This window comes from Vreelandella zhaodongensis (assembly GCF_013415115.1).
GTDB lineage: Bacteria > Pseudomonadota > Gammaproteobacteria > Pseudomonadales > Halomonadaceae > Vreelandella > Vreelandella zhaodongensis.
Genome location: NZ_JACCDD010000007.1, coordinates 98,017 through 115,143 on the forward strand (window position 1 = coordinate 98,017; position 17,127 = coordinate 115,143).

Genomic DNA, 17,127 nt, shown 5'->3' on the forward strand with positions numbered 1-17,127 from the left:
GTGTATCTCGCCGACTATGCGCGTAGCGCCTTCAGCCGAGCTCACCCCCGCAGCGATGCCCTGCTGGCCAGCGTGCTCGATGGCAAGGAGGATATTCGTAAGAAAATTGGCGACGAGCACTACGATATTCATGTTGTGGAAGGCTCCACCGCCTTAAATGTTGTGCGCCAGGCAGCGTGTACCGTGACGGTGGTTCGGTAGATCGACCCAGCGTAGCTTACGTATCCAGCGCTGGATCGGAAAAGCCGTGAATGGGCCACTGAGTGGCCCATTGACGTTTTCGACTTGGCGTTTGACGCTTCAGCGCATATTCAGCGCGGCTGGCCTCGGCGCGATCTGCGAAAGGTTGCGCGCCGAGCAGTGCCAGCGGCGGGTTGGCTCGGGTATAGCGTGCACCCTTACCGTCGCAGTGCGCTTGGTAACGTTTCGCTAGGTTATTGGTAATCCCCACATAGGTGCCGCGTTTGCACTCAAGCAAGTAGAGGTACCATTGGGTATCGGTATTGATACTACTCACCGCAACAACTCTTTATTTTTCGACCGCTGCCACATAGGCAGCGTTCGTTTCGCCGTGGCTTGAGGCGCTCAATAGTCGGCACGCCATCCACATACCACCAGCGCCCATCTTCAAACACAAACCGCGAGCTTTCTTCCAGCACATGCCAGCGGTTTTGTTCACGAAAGTAGGCTAAAAAATGTACCGTGCCCTGCCCCTCTTTTGCGGACGGCGCGGCAACAATCGTGAGCGATTTCCATTGGGAGTCTGGGTCGGGCGGTAGCTGTGCTGGCCGCGTTGACGCATGCCAAGTGGCAAGTAGGTAATCGCGGCTATTCAACGCAAATGCCGTATAACGTGAACGCATTAGCGCTTCCGGCGTAGGTGCCGTTGCACCTTGGTGATAAGGCTGGCAACACGCCGTGAATGCAGCACCACTGCCACACGGGCAGTTGCCTGACGGTGAGACTGGCGTTGAAAGCGTCATATTGAAGGCTCTGTATTCTTTGGTTTATAGACTTGGTATACGTTTTGTTTCGGTATTGGCACAGAGTTAGGTATAGTACCAGAGCTACATCATCAGACAGACGGAGTACGTAACACGATCGATCATTCTTTCCAAACGCAGTGGAGGTTCTCCTATGAAGGTTTACAAACCCGAATGGCAGTGCACGTTTAGCGTAAACGAAGGCGCGGTAGAATCAGCAACCTGGAAAGAGCGAATCGCGTGGCGGCTTAGACAAATCGCCGACCGACTAGAGGGCGGTGGCCGTACGGTAAAAATCGACTACAACGTCTCTCCGCACGTAAGCCGAGACGAAGTTGATACCTGTTTGGGGAAAGGGTTTGAGGTGACTCAGCGGCTGCTGACCCAACTTGCCCGCCAACAGGCCTGCGAAGATGTGATGCGCCACGTGAAAGCAGAGCTTTACGAAGAGCAACATCAGCATTAATTGCAATAAGCACCATAGAAACGTTTCAGAAAAACACCCGCCCGTTTAACCATTGGCGGGTGTTTTTTATTGCGTGCTATTTATCACGTGTTATTTCTTAAGTGCTACTTAGCAGTCATCAACCCGAAAAGGGTGTTTCTAACGCCTGTCCTAATCGCTGCATAAACGCCGTGCACTCATGCAGTTGAGCCGTTTCAATATACTCATCGGGTTGATGCGCCTGAGCGATACTGCCCGGTCCTAAAATAATGGTTTGCAGCCCCTGGCCTTGGAACTGCCCTGCCTCGGTGGCGTAAGCCACCGCATGATGACAGCAGGCGTGTGGCAGGTGGTCTTTGGCTAAGCGAAGTACCTGATCGTTATCGCGGTCGGCAAGCCCCGGCACCGTGACGTTTAAGGGTTCCGTAACAATCTCAACCTGCTTGCCTTTAGCCTGTAACTCAGCAGTTAGCTGCTCACAAAACGCCTGATAACGCGCGTAAATCTCGTCAAATGACTCCGTGGGCAGGTGGCGAATTTCCCACTCGAACTGGCACTCCCGCGCCATAATATTGATCGCCGTGCCGCCCTTTATTTTGCCAACATGCAGGCTGGTATGAGGCACATTAAAGGCATTGTCGACTCGGCCCTCTTCCACCAATGCCGCCATGGTGTCTTCAATAAACGTGACCAGCCTTGCCGCAACGTGGATGGCTGACGTTCCTTGATTCACTTGGCTACTGTGGGCCTCTCGCCCAATCACGGTGGTGCGCAAATTCGTCGCGCCTTTTTGGGCGACCACTGGCTGCATGTCGGTAGGTTCACCAACAATCACATGGGCAGTGGTGGAGTAGTGCTCGTAGAAGCGCTTAATAAGACTGGGGGCCCCCACACAGCCAATTTCTTCGTCGTACGAAAACCCGAAATAGATAGGCTGCTTCAGCGATGCATTGACCCAGGTAGGCACCATGGCCAACGCACAGGCAATAAAGCCTTTCATATCACAGGTGCCACGCCCGTAAAGACGGCCATCTTCACCCTCGCGTAGAGTAAACGGGTCGCTCGACCATGGCTGACCAGCCACGGGCACCACATCGGTATGCCCAGAAAGCATCACGCCGCCAGGCACATCAGGACCAACCCGAGCAACCAGGTTGGCCTTGGTGCCACAGGGGCTCATCACCCGCTCTGAAGATACGCCGTACTTTTCCAAATAGCGCTCAACAAATTCAATCAAGGCCAAATTTGATTCGCTGGAGGTGGTATCAAACGACACCAGCTTCGCCAGTAACGTAGTCGCGTCAGTCATACTGCTCTCGTTAGTTAGTCTCTTAATAACACCCTATCACCGCCATTCGCCTTTTCCTACTTGACGGGCTTGCTGGCAACATTACGTTAACCGTCACGTCAAGTTCATCGTGCATTCATGAAAACGTCATCTACACTTTCTATTGTTCAGTGCACCCAAAAACTTAACAAACGTACTGCGCACGACCCACAAGGAGCTGTTATGTCACGTTTCACGCTGCACGCGCTTGCCCTCGGTGTGGCTACCGCCACGTTCAGCCTTTCCGCTCACTCTGCAACCAACGTAAATTGGTGGCATGCCATGGGCGGCCAGCTTGGTGAAATTCTTGAGCAGATGACCGAGGATTTTAACGCCTCACAGGAAGACTACCGCGTGACACCCAGCTACCGCGGCAACTATACCGAAACGATGACCGGTGCCATTGCAGCCTTCCGCGCCGGTGAGCAGCCGCATATTTTGCAAGTGTTTGAAGTCGGCACCGGCACCATGATGAATGCAGCTGGCGCTGTTTACCCTGTTTATCAACTCATGGAAGAACACGGTCGTGCGTTTGATCGCGAGGACTTCCTACCCGCCGTGGTTGGTTACTACACCGATGCCAACGGCAATCTACTATCGTTTCCGTTCAACTCCTCAACGCCAATTATGTATTACAACCGCGATGTGTTTGAGGAAGCAGGGTTAGACCCAGAGCAGCCACCGCAAACCTGGGAAGAAATGGCTGAGTACGCAACTCAAATGACTGAGGCAGGCGCGGCTCGATGTGGTTTTACTTCCTCATGGCCAAGCTGGGTGATGCTGGAAAACTTCTCGGCCATGCATAACCTGCCCTTGGGCACACTGGAGAATGGCTTCGGGGGCCTAGAAACCGAACTGAACTTCAACAACGAACACGTAGCCCGCCACTGGGATAATCTAAAAGCGTGGCAAGAAGAGGGCCTATATCGTTGGGGTGGCCCTGGCCCTGGTGATGATGCGTTACCAATGTTCTATTCTGGAGATTGCGCCATTTTCTTCGGCTCTTCCGCTTCGCGGGCAGATATTGCCGCTAACGCAGACTTTGAGGTTGGCTTTGGTATGCTGCCCTACTACGCTGACGTAGACGGCGCGCCGCAGAACTCGATTATTGGTGGCGCTACCCTATGGGCACTGCAAGGCCACAGCGATGAAGAGTACGAGGCCGTTGCCGCCTTCTTCGAGTATCTCTCGCAGCCCGAGGTGCAAGCTGAGTGGCACCAAAAGACCGGCTACCTGCCCATTACCCAGGCGGCCTGGGACCTAAGCGCAGAGCAGGGTTATTACGACGAGAACCCAGGTGCTGATACCTCCATCAAGCAAATGACGCTAAACGAGCCAACCGAAAACTCGAAGGGTCTGCGCTTTGGTAACTTCGTACAGATTCGCGACATCATTTCTGAAGAGATGGAAGCCGTGATGAGTGGCCGCAAGGATGGGCAGAAAGCATCTGACGATGCTGTCCGTCGAGGCAACAACTTATTGCGCGATTTCGAAGCCGCTAACCAATAAACCAAAAAACCTTTCGCCGTCTACTGATCGGTAGGCGGCGCATTCGTTTGTTGTAAGGTGAGCTTCAATGCAGACCAAACGCATGACCTTCCCAGGGCGTTTTTTGCCCTATGCCCTGTTGGCTCCCCAGGTCATTATTACGCTAATCTTCTTTATTTGGCCGGCCGGCAAAGCAATGTACCAGTCATTGCTTCGCGAGGATGCATTCGGCCTGCGTACGACTTTTGTTGGGTTGGAAAACTTTGCCCGACTGTTCCGTGATGGGGACTATCTCAACTCGCTATCGGTGACTGCTGTCTTCGCCGTAGGTACTACGCTGATTTCTATGTCAGTGGCGCTGCTGTTGGCCAGCACCGTTAACCGTATGATTCGCTCACGCAGCACTTACACCACGCTACTGGTATGGCCCTACGCCATCGCCCCCGCCATTGCTGGGGTATTGTGGTGGTTTATCTTTAATCCCTCCATTGGCATCGTGCCCTATCTGCTGGATATGGTCGGCTACAACTGGAACCATCGAACCTCGGGAAATGATGCAATGCTACTGGTGGTATTAGCGGCTGCCTGGAAACAGATCTCCTACAACTTCTTGTTTTTTTTAGCCGGTATGCAATCTATTCCTCAGTCACTTATCGAAGCGGCGGCCATTGACGGCGCTAGCCCAATGAAACGCTTCTGGACCATTGTGTTCCCGCTACTAACGCCCACCACCTTCTTCCTAATGGTCGTCAACGTGGTCTACGCCATGTTCGACACCTTCGGCATTATCCACGCCACAACCCAAGGCGGCCCATCACAAGCCACCAACACTCTGGTCTATAAGGTTTACGCCGACGGTTTTATTGGCCTTAACCTAGGCTCTTCAGCCGCTCAGTCGGTCATTTTGATGGTCATTGTGATTCTGCTCACCGTGGTGCAGTTCCGCTTTATTGAACGACGAGTAAATTACTAATGCCGATTTTCCAGACACTTACTAACCAGAGAGCCTTGTGATGGTTGAAAACCGCCCCTGGGCCAATGTGTTTGCCCATACCATCCTAATCATTGGCGTCGCGCTAGTGGTTTTCCCGGTATACATCGCAATTGTCGCCTCGACTCATGGGCCGGGAGAGTTTTTGCGCGGCACACTGCCCCTATTGCCAGGCCCACATGCCATCGATAACTACAAAGCCATGTGGAATACAGGCCTTTCTCGGGCTGGCGCACCACCGGCTGGGCAGATGCTGTGGAACAGTTTTGTAATGGCGATGGCAATTACCATAGGCAAACTGTCAATTTCGCTGCTATCAGCGTTTGCGATTGTTTACTTCCGCTTCCGCTTCCGGATGTTCTTTTTTTGGATCATTTTTATCACCCTGATGCTACCGGTGGAGGTGCGTATTATTCCCACTTTTCAAGTCGTGGCAGACCTGAAGATGCTCAACAGCTTCGCGGGACTTTCAATACCACTGATTGCGTCGGCAACGGCGACGTTCCTATTTCGTCAGTTCTTTATGACGGTACCGGAAGAGATGTTAGAGGCGGCACGGGTGGATGGCGCAGGCCCGCTGAAGTTTTTTAAAGACATCTTAATGCCACTTTCCATTACCAATATCGCGGCGCTATTTGTGATCATGTTTATCTACGGCTGGAACCAGTATCTCTGGCCACTACTGATCACCACTGACCCCGACTACTACACCATTGTGATGGGCATCCAACGCATGACCACCGCCGCCGATGGCGACCCCCAGTGGCATTTGGTAATGGCTGCTGTCGTCATGGCGGCTCTGCCTCCAGTGCTAGTCGTACTCTTCATGCAACGCTTGTTTGTGAAAGGCCTGACCGAGACGGAGAAATAAGATGGCCAGTATTACCTTGGAAAGGCTCAAGAAAACCTACAGTGGCAACGTCGATGCAGTGAGAGGCATTGATTTAGCCATCGAAGATGGTGAATTTGTTGTCCTCGTTGGACCATCCGGTTGCGGAAAATCCACCCTGCTGCGCATGGTCGCTGGGCTTGAAACCATCACCGATGGCACACTAAAAATTGGTGACAAGGTGGTCAATCACTTGGAGCCTGCCGAACGCGATATCGCCATGGTGTTCCAAAACTATGCGCTCTACCCACACATGACGGTATACAACAACCTAGCCTATGGTTTGAAAAACCGTGGCTTTAAAAAAGACGATATTGAGAGTCGCGTTAATACCGCTGCTAAAATGCTTGAAATTGAAGATTTTTTGCAGCGCAAGCCACGCCAACTGTCCGGCGGCCAGCGCCAGCGCGTGGCCATGGGGCGGGCCCTAGTGCGCGAGCCCGCCGCTTTCTTATTCGATGAACCGCTTTCCAACCTCGACGCCAAACTGCGCGTGCAGATGCGGGTAGAGATCAAACAGCTGCAGCGCCGCCTAAAAACCACCAGCCTTTACGTCACCCACGATCAATTGGAAGCAATGACCCTTGGTGACCGTTTGGTGGTATTAAACGCTGGGGAAATTGAGCAGGTGGGCACGCCAATGGAGATATTCGCCCGCCCGGCTACGATGTTCGTAGCGGAATTTATTGGCTCACCGGCCATGAACATGCTGCCGCTGGAATATCTACACGACCAAAAAAGTGGCGGTGTGCTAACTAATTTACCCGAAGGCACCGATACCGTGGGCGTTCGCCCTGATGATATGCACCTCACCCCGCCAGATATGCCATATTTGACGATTGAAGGGACATTAATGCTCTTCGAAGCTGCCGGGGCGGAGAGCCATCTTTACGTCAACCTAGCTAGCAGCGAGCAGCCCACGGTGATTCGCACAGCAGGCCAACCACCCGTGCGTGAAGGTGAAACGCTACGCTTCTATGTGACCCGCGATGCGCTTCACCCTTTTAATAGTACCACCCGAAAGCGCACCGGTAGTTGAGTTGGTAGCCTATGGATAAAGAGCGTTATCGCCTCGACACCCTATACCGTGAACATTCCCGGCGCGTACAGGCCACACTGATCCGCCTATTAGGAGATTTCGAGCTTGCCGAAGAAGCAATGCAGGATGCCTTTGTGGCGGCGGTTCAGCAATGGCCTTTGAACGGAATACCCGATAACCCACAGGCATGGCTGATTCGTACTGGCTACCATTGCGGAGTTAATCAGATTCGTCAGCTTAGTACGGCACGTCGCCGAGCCCATCTTCTGCTCCCCACCGACGATGCGCTGGATCTCGAACCCGCAACTATTCAAGACGATGCACTACGACTGTTGTTCACCTGCTGCCACCCAAGCTTAAGCATGGAAGCACGCATAGCCCTCACTCTGCGGGAAATGTGTGGTCTTACCACCGAGCAGGTGGCCAGCGCGCTACTTATGAAACCTTCGACACTGGCGCAGCGCATCGTGCGTGCTAAACGCAAAATTCGTGATGCCCGCATACCTTATGCTGTGCCTGACCAGGAAGCGCTTCCTGAACGCCTGCCGGATGTACTCCAGGTTATTTATTTAGTGTTTAACGAAGGCTACTCACGCAGCATGGGCTCCCATGTCGTCGATGTCAGCTTGACGAAGGAAGCCATCCGCCTTGGTGAGGCATTAGCGGCGCTGCTGCCCAAAGGCGAGGTATTTGGGTTAATGGCACTGATGCGACTTAATGATGCCCGCCGCGATGCCCGCCAAGATAGCGCTGGTGACTTAGTCACCCTGGACGAACAAGACAGAGACTTATGGCACCAAGAGGACATTCGTAGTGGCATAAAATGGCTTGAGCAAGCATTGGCACTTACTCCAACTGGGTATTACACACTCCAAGCGTCAATTGCCGCCGAACACTCCCAGGCTAGCAGCGCCGAACAGACCGACTGGGGGCGAATCGTAAGACTCTACGACGCCCTATGTCGTCGCAATGACTCCCCCATTTTGGCACTCAACCGCGCAGTAGCCATTGCCATGAATGGCGACCCGACAACCGGCCTGCAGCTTCTCGACGACTTAGCCCATCACCCGCAAATGGCCCGCTACCATTTATTTTATGCGGCGCAAGCAGATTTACTGCGCCGCCTGGGTAAGCAAGATGACGCTTGCAGCGCCTACCAACAGGCACTGCTACTGACCACGTTGGATCCTGAGAAACGTTTTCTGCTAAAGCGATTAAACGACCTAGAGCAATCGGCATAAAAAAATAATAACGCCATGTCGATTTAAAGCCCCGCCAAACGACTAGTGAGAGTAACTACCCTGAACTACCCAGGAGGCTCTCAATGAAATTCATGCTAATACGCCGTGCCGACAGCAATACTGAAAATGGCACGCTACCGTCCCAAAGCATGCTATCGGCCATGGCCGACTATAACGCACGCATGATTCAAGCTGGGGTGCTGGTCAGCGGCAATGGCTTACGCCCAACCAGCGATGGGTGCCTGATCCATTTTGATAATGGTGCTCCCACCATTATTCCAGGGCCTTTGTCTCCAGCCAGTGAGCGCATTGCTGGCTACAGCGTACTGGAAGCCCCTTCCCTTAAGGATGCCATTGAGTGGGCAAAGCAGTGGCCTACCATGGACGCCGACGGCAAAGTCACTCTTGAGCTACGGCGTTACTTCTCGCTGGAAGATTTTGAGCCCGGCGATGGCCTGGAGCAGCATCGTCACCACGCTCGCATTCCGGATGCCATGAACGTTTACGTTGGCTTTCCCGGCACCTGCCGGGAAGCCATGGCGTTTTATGCCGATGTGACCGGTGGTCATTTGGAGTGCCTGCTGACCTACGCTGAAACGCCTGCCGCCGAACACACACCGCCCGCTCTCCATGATCGCATTATCCATGCCTCGCTTAATCTGCGTGGTCGGCGCTTGATGGGTGCCGATATGGCAACTGAAACATATACCGCACCTCAAGGTGTACAGGTACAGCTGGAGTATCAGGATATCGACCAGGCCGCCACCACCTTTGCCCGGCTAGCAGACGGAGGAAAGATCATTATGCCGTTCGAAGCTACCTTCTGGTCATCAGGTTTCGGCATGGCAACTGATCGCTTTGGCATTCAGTGGATGATTAACGTTGCATCAGATAACCACTGCCCGCTGGCAACTGAAGGAGATGCCCCATGAAATACGTTGCACTGGTGTATTACCAAGAGCAAATCATCAACGCCATGAGTGAACAGGAGTGGCACGACCTCAACCAGGAGTGTATCGCTGGGGTCGAGCGCTTGAGCGCCAGCGGCAACTACCTCGCTGGGCAGCCATTACAACCGACAGAGACCGCCACCACCGTCCGAGTTCGTGATGGCGAGACATTGGTCTCCGACGGCCCCTTTGCCGAAACCAAAGAGCAATTGGCCGGTTTCTACTTACTGGAAGCCCACGACTTGAATGAGGCGCTGCAGCTCGCTAGCCGCATCCCGCCTGCTCGGTTTGGCAGCATTGAAGTACGCCCCGTTCGAGAACTCCCACCCAAAGCAGACGCTGGAGAAATATCATGAACAACACTAACACCGCCTATGTAGATGGCTTCGTCGCTGCTGTGCCAACCGCTAATAAGAGCCAGTTTATTGAGCATGCCCGCGCCGCCGCCGAGGTGTTCAAAGAGTACGGCGCACTGCGAGTGGTAGAGTGCTGGGAAGACGATGTCCCCGAAGGAGAGGTCACCTCATTCTCCATGGCGGTTAAGCGCAAAGATGACGAAAGCATTATTTTTTCATGGCTAGAGTGGCCGTCCAAAGCGGTGCGTGATGACGCTATGCCAAAAGTCATGGAAGACCCACGTTTACAAATGGACGTTAACCCGATGCCGTTTGATGGCAAGCGGCTCATCTTTGGCGGCTTTGAAAGCATCATTAATATGTAAGTACGCTGGGCCGTTTCACTTAGGGAACCTCTGATTAATGTGATGAGCGCAGACCAGACAAGGCAAAAATCAACGAAAAAGCGCAGTTTACGGGGTGTAAATGAGCATTTTGATCGGACTCGCGCACGAGGCGATTTTTAACGCAGTATGGTCAAGCGCAATAGTTAATCAGAGGTTCCTTAGTAGAAACGGCCCGAAGGCTCTTCGTTGCAAAGACGTCTTTCCAGGAGCTTCATTTCACTTAGTCTCTTTCAGCAAGATCTACTATCCGTCCTTCCACTTGGTAGGTTACCTCCCCAAGCGACACCATGTAGTCACGCAGCATTTCCCAATCGGTGTTACCAACGATAGTGTTACGACCATCTTCATAAGCGGCGCCTAACACTGCGTGGCTATCGCCACCGGTCGCCGTAAAGTTGTTGGTCGCGACCGTGTAAGTGTGCTCTGGGTCAATGGCCTGCATGGCAGTATCTTCCCGCGCTATCTTCAAGCTGACCACGCGCTCTCCGACTGGCTCTCGGCTGTCATACACCAGCTCAACGCCTGTCGATACTTGTAAAAACCCGCCGTTCTCATCGGGGGCATTGGCTAATGCGATTTCAAAAGTTTCCAACAACTCAGCGCCGGTAACATCGAGCAGCGTCAAACGATTGCCAAATGGCTGAACGGCGATCAAGTCGCCCACGGAGACATCGCCAGCGCTCATCGCCTCACGGATGCCGCCGCTGTTTTGGATCGCCATTACCGTTTCCGGCGCTACTTTGCGCGCAGCCGACAGCTGAGCATCGGTGACTAAATTTCCCAGTGCAGTTTCATCAGCACGCACGCTTCGTGAGTCGCCGCTCCCATGGCGTGGATTGGGCAGTGCCGACATTACCGTGGCGCCGACCTGGGTATCGCGTAATTCTTCAATCGCCGCCGTGTAAGGTGCCAGTTTTTCTAACGCTGCGGGCTCTGCATCACGCTCATCCGTGGCTAACAGTTCTCCCGACACTTCCTGCACTACGCCGTCGGCATCAAACGTCACCTGCATAACACCTAAGTGCTGACCATACTCACCCGCCTGCCCAATGACTGTTGGTGCTTGGGGCTCTCCTGCATGATTTTCAGTCATTAGCGTAGGCGGCGACACGCGGGTATGGCTGTGGCCGCCAATGATGATATCAATGCCCGCCACGTGCTGAGCGAGCAGAAGGTCGTTGCCCACGCTGGGGTCGCTATCGTAGCCAAGGTGAGTCAGGGCAATAATCTTATTAACGCCTTGCTCTTCAAAACTTGCCACCATGGCCTCAGCCGCTTGGCGATAATCGCTGATCGTAATTTGGCCAGGGCTAGAGATGGTTTCACTATCCTGCGTACTTAGCCCAAAAATGCCGATTTTCTCGCCTTGATGCTTAACAATAATCCCGTCATAGAGCATCCCCGCCTGCGGGTCGGCGCTAATCGACTCACCGAGCATGTCAGCAAACTCAGGCGCCGCCGAGAAATCCAGGTTGGCGCCCAAAATAGGAAACTCGGCGCCTGCAAAAAACGCGGCTAACGCTTGATGCCCTGTTTCAGGGTCACCCAAATCAAACTCATGATTGCCGGGCACAAAAGCGTCGTACCCCATCACATTCATGAATTCCAGCGCGTCCTGCCCCTGAAACTCGTTAAAATAAAGCGTGCCGGAGAAAATATCCCCAGCCTCAAGCAACAGCCCTTCGCCATAGCTAGCACGCGCTTCTTTCAGCGTGGTAACCAGCTGTGGGTATTGGTCGGTTCGCCCATGTAAGTCATTGGTATGAAAAAGAGTGAGTGTGTAATTATCTGCAAACGCGGGGGAAGCGGTGACTAGGAAGGCTGTCCCTAGCGCAATACCACAGCGATTAAAACGCATCTTGATGACTCCTTTCATATTGATGTCATGGTTCACCGTTAGCGTGCCATAAAGGCCTGACAAAATGGTGACAATAATGACAAACCAACCACGTCCGCCGCTTAGCGATGAAGAAATTGCCTACCTAGTGGAACTGGCGAACAGCAATGCCTTAGCCAAACAACGACGCCGTGAGAAAAAACGCCAAGCGTCAGTGGCTAAGAAACTTTCAGAATAGAAGCTCACTACCAGGGTAGTCGTTCACCATTGGAGTGCCAGAAGCTACCGCTATTTTCGAGCGTTAACGCCTCAATGCGTGCCACGATGCCAGCCGCAGCTTCTTGGGGTGAAATATGGCCACCAAAGTTAACCATACGGGTTTGGACATAGCCTGGATGTAGCTGGGCCACGGCAATGCCTTGCGGTTTAAGATCCATCGCCAGCGATTTTCCAAACGCATTAAGGGCTGCCTTGGAAGCGCGGTAGCCGTAACGCCCGCCGGAATCGTTATCCGCAATAGAGCCCATTCGGCTGGTGATGTTGGCAATTTTGCTGCCCTTTTTCAGCAACGGCAACAGCGCTTCACAGACCCGCAGCGGCGAGTAGGCGTTGATCTCCATCTGCGTTCGAATGCTGTCAAAATCCAGCTGCCCCAGTGACTCATCCTGCAAAAGCCCCGCATTATTGATCAGCACATCCAGGGATTCGCCCTGCAATGCACTGGCCAATGCAGCGACGCTTGCTGGCTGTGTCACATCAATGCCTTCGATGATGCGCTCCGCTGCCACCTGCAAAGCATCCGATGACTCACGGCAAACACCGATCACCCGCCAACCGGCCTGATGATACTGCTCGGCTAATGCAAGGCCTATCCCTCGGTTAGCGCCAGTGATGACAACAGTAGATGTCATGGAAATCTCCCTAATGAGTGCCAATACAGCTACCTAGCGAAACTGAATTCAGTGTGTAGGTCAAATACCAACGTAAAGGAATTCGCCGCCTGTCATCCCCTGTTCACCGTGCTGTCTTAGCAGTGTCATGCTAACCACGCATAGTGACCTGAAACGTGATAAAGGGATGAATCGCTCATGCGGCTTTGTATCGTTAGCGAAACATGGTCACCAGAGATCAACGGCGTCGTCCATACCTTGAATAGGTTATGCCGTGAACTACAGCAGCTGGACATAACAGTGGATGTTATCCGCCCAGCCCCCAAAGTGCCTGGCAGCGCCGCCTACGCGGTTCAAGAGCTTCAGGTACGGCGCTATGCACTACCCGGTTATAGCGATGTGCATATTGGCCTTGCCAGGCCTGTCAGGCTACGTCGTTTTTGGCAACAGCAGCGGCCGGATACAATTTATCTGGCAACGCAGGGGCCTCTAGGCTGGGCAGCTCGGCAGGCGGCGCGCCAGCTGAACATCCCCTTGGTGGCAGGCTGGCATACGAATTTCGACCACTATTGCCACGACTATGGCGTTTCCTGGCTATCGGCAGCCACCCGCCGCTATTTGCGCTACTTCCATAACGGTTGCGACCTGACCCTTGTGCCCACCCAGCAGCAGGCAAAAGCGTTGCGCCACCAGGGAATTAAGGGTGTTCAGGTGCTTTCACGTGGAATTGATGGTGAACAGTTTTCACCCGCACTGCGCGATGACGCACTGCGCAAGCGCTGGGGGGTTAGCGAGCATCAGCCCGTTGCACTGTATGTGGGTCGCTTAGCGCCCGAAAAGAATTTAGCGCTGCTACAAGAAACGCTGCAAGCCATGCGCGATGTGCGTCCTGATATAGCACAAGTCATCGTTGGCGACGGCCCCAGTCGAGCCCAGTTAGAAAAAGCGCTACCTGATGCCCATTTCACGGGCTTTGTGAACAGACAGGAGTTAGCACGCCACTACGCCAGTGCCGATATGTTTATTTTTCCTTCACTGTCGGAAACATGGGGGAATGTGGTAACTGAGGCCATGGCCAGCGGGCTCGCGGTAGTGGCCTATCGCCATGCCGCCAGCGCTGAACTGATTCAAAGCGGGCACAATGGCATTACCGTTCCTCCCGGCGACTCGCATACCTTTCAGCAGGCAGCCGTGACGCTATGCCAGCACCCCGCTGACTACGCACGGTTAGGAAGAGTTGCTCGTTTACGCGCTCTGGAACAGAGCTGGTCGGGTATTGCAGAGCAGTTTTCAAGCTATTTACACCATGCCCAGGAGGCCCACCATGCCACGTCCGCTTGCCGTATTCGATCGTCTTGATGTACTGGAATGGCAGCTTTGTCAGCGGGTAACACACTTTACGCTTTACCGCCCATGGCGGCTGACACTGCAAACGGCCAGCAAGCTGGGGGATTGGCCTGTGTGGGTGTTATTAATAGCCGCTCAGCCTTGGTTACAGCCTAATGGCGCTTGGCGCATCATGCAGTACAGCGCTATTGCTCTGGTCGCGGTGGCTATCTATAAATTGGTAAAAACTCGGCTTTGTCGTGAACGCCCGTTTATCACCTACCTAGGTGGCGTCCACTGTGGCGAGCCTGCCCGTGACCGCTATAGTTTTCCCAGTGGTCATACGATGCACGCAGTGATGTTTAGCGTGTTGGTAGCCGCCCACACCCCATGGCTATTGCCCATTGTGCTTCCCCTGAGCTTGTTGATCGCAATTTCACGGGTAGGACTTGGGCTGCACTACATTAGCGATGTGATTGCTGGCGCAGCAATGGGCTATGGGTTTGCACTACTGAGCCTTATGCTGATGGGTTAACGCCGCTTCAAGTGGAAAAGAGACCATCGGCATGATCAGATTTTCCCAACGCATGCCATGAGCATGGGCAATCGCTAACGCAAACATTGCTTCACGCAAACCAGTTTCTCCCAAGGCATCGCTGAGATAGCCCAGCACATTGACCGACAACAGCGGCTTCTCGTGGCTACCTTGACATGCCACTATCCAGCGCCCCCCCTGGTGCAGCGCAATGGTAAGCCCCTCGCCTCCTTTTGCACGATGAGCCACTAGCGCAGGGTTGTCCGCGGCCATGGACACCAACACCGATTGGCAACCTGCGGGTACATATTTGCACAACGCCAGCACGTCCTCTGAATCTGCATTGATCACCGCTGAATGACCAGCACGAGCCAGGCAGTCTGTCACATCGTTGCTGAGTAATGCGTCCATTTCGTATAACGCCAGCACGTCATAGCGATCGCAAAAGTGGCCGTATTTGTCCAGTAATCTCGGCCAAAGCTCAAAAAATGCGGTATCTACAGTGGCATCACATAGCGCTGCGGGCACTTTTCCAGAAGCGATAGCACTTTTAGCGCTGATTTGCTCACTGTTGATGAAAACACCTTGTGATGTTGTAGTGCCAGGGCAGCCATCATTAGCAACAAACAGATGATGTAGCATCCGGCAGATTCGCGCGGCGGGATTTTCCCAACCATCGTGGGTCACCCCCAGTACCGCAGCGGTAGGAATTCTTAGCTGATGTTTGCCGAGACTTTGGTCAAGAATTTCGCCGTTAAGATCCCGCGTCGGATTACCCAGCCAATGCAAACGCAACCCTGGGCCGCCGTTAACTTCAATGATATGTCCATCCACCTCGCGCCATGAGCGCTCGATATCCGAAATCAGTAAGTCTACGCCCGCAATACTTAAGCCAATGGCACGAGCAGCACGAACGGCCAGCAGGGCATTATCTGGATGTACCCGCTCCGTCACATCCTCTACCGTGCCACCAGTAGAAAAGTTGGCGATCTGGCGCAAGAGAACTTTCTCGCCGCTTGCCGGAATGGCATCCACCTCAAAACCTTGCTGGGCCAGCACGTCAAGGGAGATATCATCCAGCGCTAACTTAATCAGATAGCTGCGGCTTGAGTCACCTCGTCGCGGATCTTGATTGGCGATATCCACCAACTCCTTGATCGTATGTTCACCGTCTCCAATCAACGCTGCCGGGTCGCGACGTGTCACCACCATGCATTTCCCATTGACGACAAGCAGGCGGTAATCCTCACCCTGTACATGGCGCTGAACAATAATGTTCTGACTAAACTCAGTCGCTTTTTTAAAAGCACTAACCAGTTCAGCCGAGCTATATAAGTTAGAAAAAACACCCTCGCCACGATCATTATTCAGGGGTTTCACCACAACCGGATACCCCAACGTCTCGGCAGATTGTTCGGCCGCCTCTTGGGTGGTGACCACGTAGGTACTTGGCACCGGTATCCCCACCTGCTCAAGCCGCTGGGTGGAAAGGTGCTTAAAGTTGGCCATTCGCCCAGCCACCATGGAATCCTGGAAGCAAGACCCCTCCCAGTGCATCTGAGCACTCCCCCAGCCTAATTGAAAGGCATCAGGTGACAGCCGAGTCACCGGCAACTGACGCTGCCGTGCTGCCATGATAAAACCTTGGGTAATGATATTATTGCCACCTCGTTGGGCGTTATTTAACCACCGCTTGAAGTCATCATGCCACGGCTCGGCATCCGCAGGCTGGCCACTAGCCGACCAAGCAATTAAGTGTTGTGCCGCCCAACGCAAAGCGTCTTTAGCCGTCCTTAAGCGCATCCAAGGCAGGGCTATCAAAACCGTATTCTTCTCAACGGCCAATACCTGCCCCTGATAAGTCGACTCATAGGCAGTGCGCTGCAAGGCAACCGTCAAGGCAACCAGCCACTCCCCCAGTGCCCAGATAGCGTCATGCTTGGTTTCATTACCTGACGATTCCTGCGCTAACGTCACAGGTGCGTTAGCGGCGATGAAGTGCTGCGGCCAAACCTCAGCCGGGGCTTCCATAATCGGCTGGCTGGGCCACAGCGTGGGCACCAAGCGGCGCAATCGTGTATGCAGCACCTCAGCGCGCACCATGTTGCCGGTTATCTTGACCTTACAGGTAATCGTTGGCTCCACCAGTCGCCCCCTTGCCCCCAACGTGGCACGCAAATCACTAAGATCCAGGCGAATATTGCATAACGATTTAGTAGACGCAGGAGTGGGGTTGGGTGGTTTCTGAGACATAAATACTTACCTAAAGATCAGCGAGCAGGCACAACAGCACAGCGATGTGGGCCACCCTTATAACATAGCGTCTTGAGGTATACAGCGAAGCAAAGACAAGTTTACTTTGTTTAATTTTTGAAGCACGGGGCTCTAAAAAGATGATGAAGTATCGCCGTCATCGATCAAATGCATATGGAGAAGAAACGCCC

At 53.6% G+C, this 17,127-nt stretch carries 19 protein-coding genes; 13 read left to right on the forward strand and 6 right to left on the reverse strand.

What is annotated here, in order from left to right; translation table 11 throughout:
- Nucleotides 1–201: a hypothetical protein gene (locus HZS79_RS16840; RefSeq protein WP_246311476.1), complete on the forward strand. Its 201-nt coding sequence runs from the start codon at nucleotides 1–3 to the stop codon at nucleotides 199–201.
- Nucleotides 202–217: 16 nt separating this feature from the next.
- Here the strand turns inward: HZS79_RS16840 and HZS79_RS13110 are convergent, their stop codons facing one another.
- Both HZS79_RS13110 and HZS79_RS13115 read right to left on the reverse strand, forming a co-directional pair.
- Complete coding sequence (locus HZS79_RS13110) at nucleotides 218–517, reverse strand: GIY-YIG nuclease family protein (RefSeq protein WP_179928099.1); 300 nt, start codon at nucleotides 515–517, stop codon at nucleotides 218–220.
- On the reverse strand, nucleotides 510–983 hold the full coding sequence (locus HZS79_RS13115; protein WP_179928100.1) for a YchJ family protein: 474 nt from the start codon (nucleotides 981–983) through the stop codon (nucleotides 510–512). Before HZS79_RS13115 ends, HZS79_RS13110 begins: the two co-directional genes overlap by 8 nt.
- A 154-nt stretch (nucleotides 984–1,137) precedes the next feature.
- Between HZS79_RS13115 and HZS79_RS13120 the strand changes: the two genes are divergently transcribed.
- Entirely contained in the window at nucleotides 1,138–1,449 is a 312-nt protein-coding gene (locus HZS79_RS13120) for a hypothetical protein (protein WP_179928101.1), read from the forward strand.
- Nucleotides 1,450–1,567: 118 nt separating this feature from the next.
- Here the strand turns inward: HZS79_RS13120 and argE are convergent, their stop codons facing one another.
- Nucleotides 1,568–2,737, reverse strand: coding sequence for an acetylornithine deacetylase (gene argE, locus HZS79_RS13125; RefSeq protein ID WP_179928102.1), 1,170 nt, complete (start codon nucleotides 2,735–2,737; stop codon nucleotides 1,568–1,570).
- Nucleotides 2,738–2,938: 201 nt separating this feature from the next.
- Here argE and ugpB point away from each other — a divergent pair, with 201 nt between their 5' ends.
- The 8 genes from ugpB (at nucleotide 2,939) to HZS79_RS13165 (ending at nucleotide 10,074) form a co-directional block, all read left to right on the forward strand.
- Nucleotides 2,939–4,264 carry a sn-glycerol-3-phosphate ABC transporter substrate-binding protein UgpB gene (gene ugpB / locus HZS79_RS13130; RefSeq protein WP_179928103.1) on the forward strand — a complete coding sequence of 442 codons (1,326 nt, stop codon included), beginning with the start codon at nucleotides 2,939–2,941 and terminating at the stop codon, nucleotides 4,262–4,264.
- A gap of 67 nt (nucleotides 4,265–4,331) precedes the next feature.
- Entirely contained in the window at nucleotides 4,332–5,216 is an 885-nt protein-coding gene (gene ugpA / locus HZS79_RS13135) for a sn-glycerol-3-phosphate ABC transporter permease UgpA (protein WP_016915848.1), read from the forward strand.
- A 40-nt stretch (nucleotides 5,217–5,256) separates the two neighbouring features.
- Nucleotides 5,257–6,105 (forward strand): sn-glycerol-3-phosphate ABC transporter permease UgpE, encoded by an 849-nt coding sequence (gene ugpE / locus HZS79_RS13140; protein ID WP_162217839.1) that lies wholly within the window; start codon nucleotides 5,257–5,259, stop codon nucleotides 6,103–6,105.
- 1 nt (nucleotide 6,106) lies between these two features.
- Nucleotides 6,107–7,162: a sn-glycerol-3-phosphate ABC transporter ATP-binding protein UgpC gene (gene ugpC / locus HZS79_RS13145; protein WP_162217840.1), complete on the forward strand. Its 1,056-nt coding sequence runs from the start codon at nucleotides 6,107–6,109 to the stop codon at nucleotides 7,160–7,162.
- An 11-nt stretch (nucleotides 7,163–7,173) separates the two neighbouring features.
- Nucleotides 7,174–8,403, forward strand: coding sequence for an RNA polymerase sigma factor (locus HZS79_RS13150; RefSeq protein WP_179928104.1), 1,230 nt, complete (start codon nucleotides 7,174–7,176; stop codon nucleotides 8,401–8,403).
- Nucleotides 8,404–8,486: 83 nt separating this feature from the next.
- The gene (locus HZS79_RS13155) at nucleotides 8,487–9,335 is read left to right on the forward strand and encodes a YciI family protein (protein ID WP_179928105.1); all 849 of its coding nucleotides are present in this window, start codon (nucleotides 8,487–8,489) and stop codon (nucleotides 9,333–9,335) included.
- On the forward strand, nucleotides 9,332–9,709 hold the full coding sequence (locus tag HZS79_RS13160) for a YciI family protein (protein WP_162217843.1): 378 nt from the start codon (nucleotides 9,332–9,334) through the stop codon (nucleotides 9,707–9,709). The genes HZS79_RS13155 and HZS79_RS13160 overlap by 4 nt, the downstream gene beginning before the upstream one ends.
- A complete protein-coding gene (locus HZS79_RS13165; RefSeq protein WP_162217844.1) occupies nucleotides 9,706–10,074 on the forward strand; it encodes a DUF1428 domain-containing protein in 369 nt (122 codons plus the stop codon). The genes HZS79_RS13160 and HZS79_RS13165 overlap by 4 nt, the downstream gene beginning before the upstream one ends.
- Nucleotides 10,075–10,315: 241 nt before the next feature.
- Here the strand turns inward: HZS79_RS13165 and HZS79_RS13170 are convergent, their stop codons facing one another.
- Nucleotides 10,316–11,953: a bifunctional metallophosphatase/5'-nucleotidase gene (locus tag HZS79_RS13170; RefSeq protein WP_179928106.1), complete on the reverse strand. Its 1,638-nt coding sequence runs from the start codon at nucleotides 11,951–11,953 to the stop codon at nucleotides 10,316–10,318.
- Nucleotides 11,954–12,029: 76 nt separating this feature from the next.
- Here HZS79_RS13170 and HZS79_RS13175 point away from each other — a divergent pair, with 76 nt between their 5' ends.
- Nucleotides 12,030–12,170, forward strand: coding sequence for a hypothetical protein (locus HZS79_RS13175; protein WP_179928107.1), 141 nt, complete (start codon nucleotides 12,030–12,032; stop codon nucleotides 12,168–12,170).
- Nucleotides 12,171–12,177: 7 nt separating this feature from the next.
- Here HZS79_RS13175 and HZS79_RS13180 read toward each other — a convergent pair whose 3' ends face one another.
- On the reverse strand, nucleotides 12,178–12,843 hold the full coding sequence (locus HZS79_RS13180) for an SDR family oxidoreductase (RefSeq protein WP_179928108.1): 666 nt from the start codon (nucleotides 12,841–12,843) through the stop codon (nucleotides 12,178–12,180).
- A 177-nt stretch (nucleotides 12,844–13,020) separates the two neighbouring features.
- On the opposite strand from HZS79_RS13180, the gene HZS79_RS13185 reads away from it, so the two are divergent.
- Both HZS79_RS13185 and HZS79_RS13190 read left to right on the forward strand, forming a co-directional pair.
- Nucleotides 13,021–14,181, forward strand: coding sequence for a glycosyltransferase family 4 protein (locus tag HZS79_RS13185; RefSeq protein ID WP_179928109.1), 1,161 nt, complete (start codon nucleotides 13,021–13,023; stop codon nucleotides 14,179–14,181).
- On the forward strand, nucleotides 14,147–14,683 hold the full coding sequence (locus HZS79_RS13190; protein ID WP_162217848.1) for a phosphatase PAP2 family protein: 537 nt from the start codon (nucleotides 14,147–14,149) through the stop codon (nucleotides 14,681–14,683). The genes HZS79_RS13185 and HZS79_RS13190 overlap by 35 nt, the downstream gene beginning before the upstream one ends.
- On the opposite strand, the gene HZS79_RS16980 is transcribed toward HZS79_RS13190, so the two are convergent.
- Complete coding sequence (locus tag HZS79_RS16980; RefSeq protein ID WP_162217849.1) at nucleotides 14,657–16,936, reverse strand: ATP-grasp domain-containing protein; 2,280 nt, start codon at nucleotides 16,934–16,936, stop codon at nucleotides 14,657–14,659. The two genes, HZS79_RS13190 and HZS79_RS16980, sit on opposite strands and share 27 nt — an antisense overlap.
- Nucleotides 16,937–17,127: the final 191 nt, after the last annotated feature.

Coding starts and splice junctions, on each gene's coding strand:
- ugpB (WP_179928103.1), top strand. CDS start 2,939: ATGTCACGTTTCACGCTGCACGCGCTTGCCCTCGGTGTGGCTACCGCC.
- HZS79_RS13120 (WP_179928101.1), top strand. CDS start 1,138: ATGAAGGTTTACAAACCCGAATGGCAGTGCACGTTTAGCGTAAACGAA.
- HZS79_RS13155 (WP_179928105.1), top strand. CDS start 8,487: ATGAAATTCATGCTAATACGCCGTGCCGACAGCAATACTGAAAATGGC.
- ugpC (WP_162217840.1), top strand. CDS start 6,107: ATGGCCAGTATTACCTTGGAAAGGCTCAAGAAAACCTACAGTGGCAAC.
- ugpA (WP_016915848.1), top strand. CDS start 4,332: ATGCAGACCAAACGCATGACCTTCCCAGGGCGTTTTTTGCCCTATGCC.
- HZS79_RS13175 (WP_179928107.1), top strand. CDS start 12,030: ATGACAAACCAACCACGTCCGCCGCTTAGCGATGAAGAAATTGCCTAC.
- HZS79_RS13180 (WP_179928108.1), bottom strand. CDS start 12,843: ATGACATCTACTGTTGTCATCACTGGCGCTAACCGAGGGATAGGCCTT.
- HZS79_RS13115 (WP_179928100.1), bottom strand. CDS start 983: ATGACGCTTTCAACGCCAGTCTCACCGTCAGGCAACTGCCCGTGTGGC.
- ugpE (WP_162217839.1), top strand. CDS start 5,257: ATGGTTGAAAACCGCCCCTGGGCCAATGTGTTTGCCCATACCATCCTA.
- HZS79_RS13160 (WP_162217843.1), top strand. CDS start 9,332: ATGAAATACGTTGCACTGGTGTATTACCAAGAGCAAATCATCAACGCC.
- HZS79_RS13170 (WP_179928106.1), bottom strand. CDS start 11,953: ATGCGTTTTAATCGCTGTGGTATTGCGCTAGGGACAGCCTTCCTAGTC.
- argE (WP_179928102.1), bottom strand. CDS start 2,737: ATGACTGACGCGACTACGTTACTGGCGAAGCTGGTGTCGTTTGATACC.
- HZS79_RS13150 (WP_179928104.1), top strand. CDS start 7,174: ATGGATAAAGAGCGTTATCGCCTCGACACCCTATACCGTGAACATTCC.
- HZS79_RS13165 (WP_162217844.1), top strand. CDS start 9,706: ATGAACAACACTAACACCGCCTATGTAGATGGCTTCGTCGCTGCTGTG.
- HZS79_RS13185 (WP_179928109.1), top strand. CDS start 13,021: ATGCGGCTTTGTATCGTTAGCGAAACATGGTCACCAGAGATCAACGGC.
- HZS79_RS16980 (WP_162217849.1), bottom strand. CDS start 16,936: ATGTCTCAGAAACCACCCAACCCCACTCCTGCGTCTACTAAATCGTTA.
- HZS79_RS13190 (WP_162217848.1), top strand. CDS start 14,147: ATGCCACGTCCGCTTGCCGTATTCGATCGTCTTGATGTACTGGAATGG.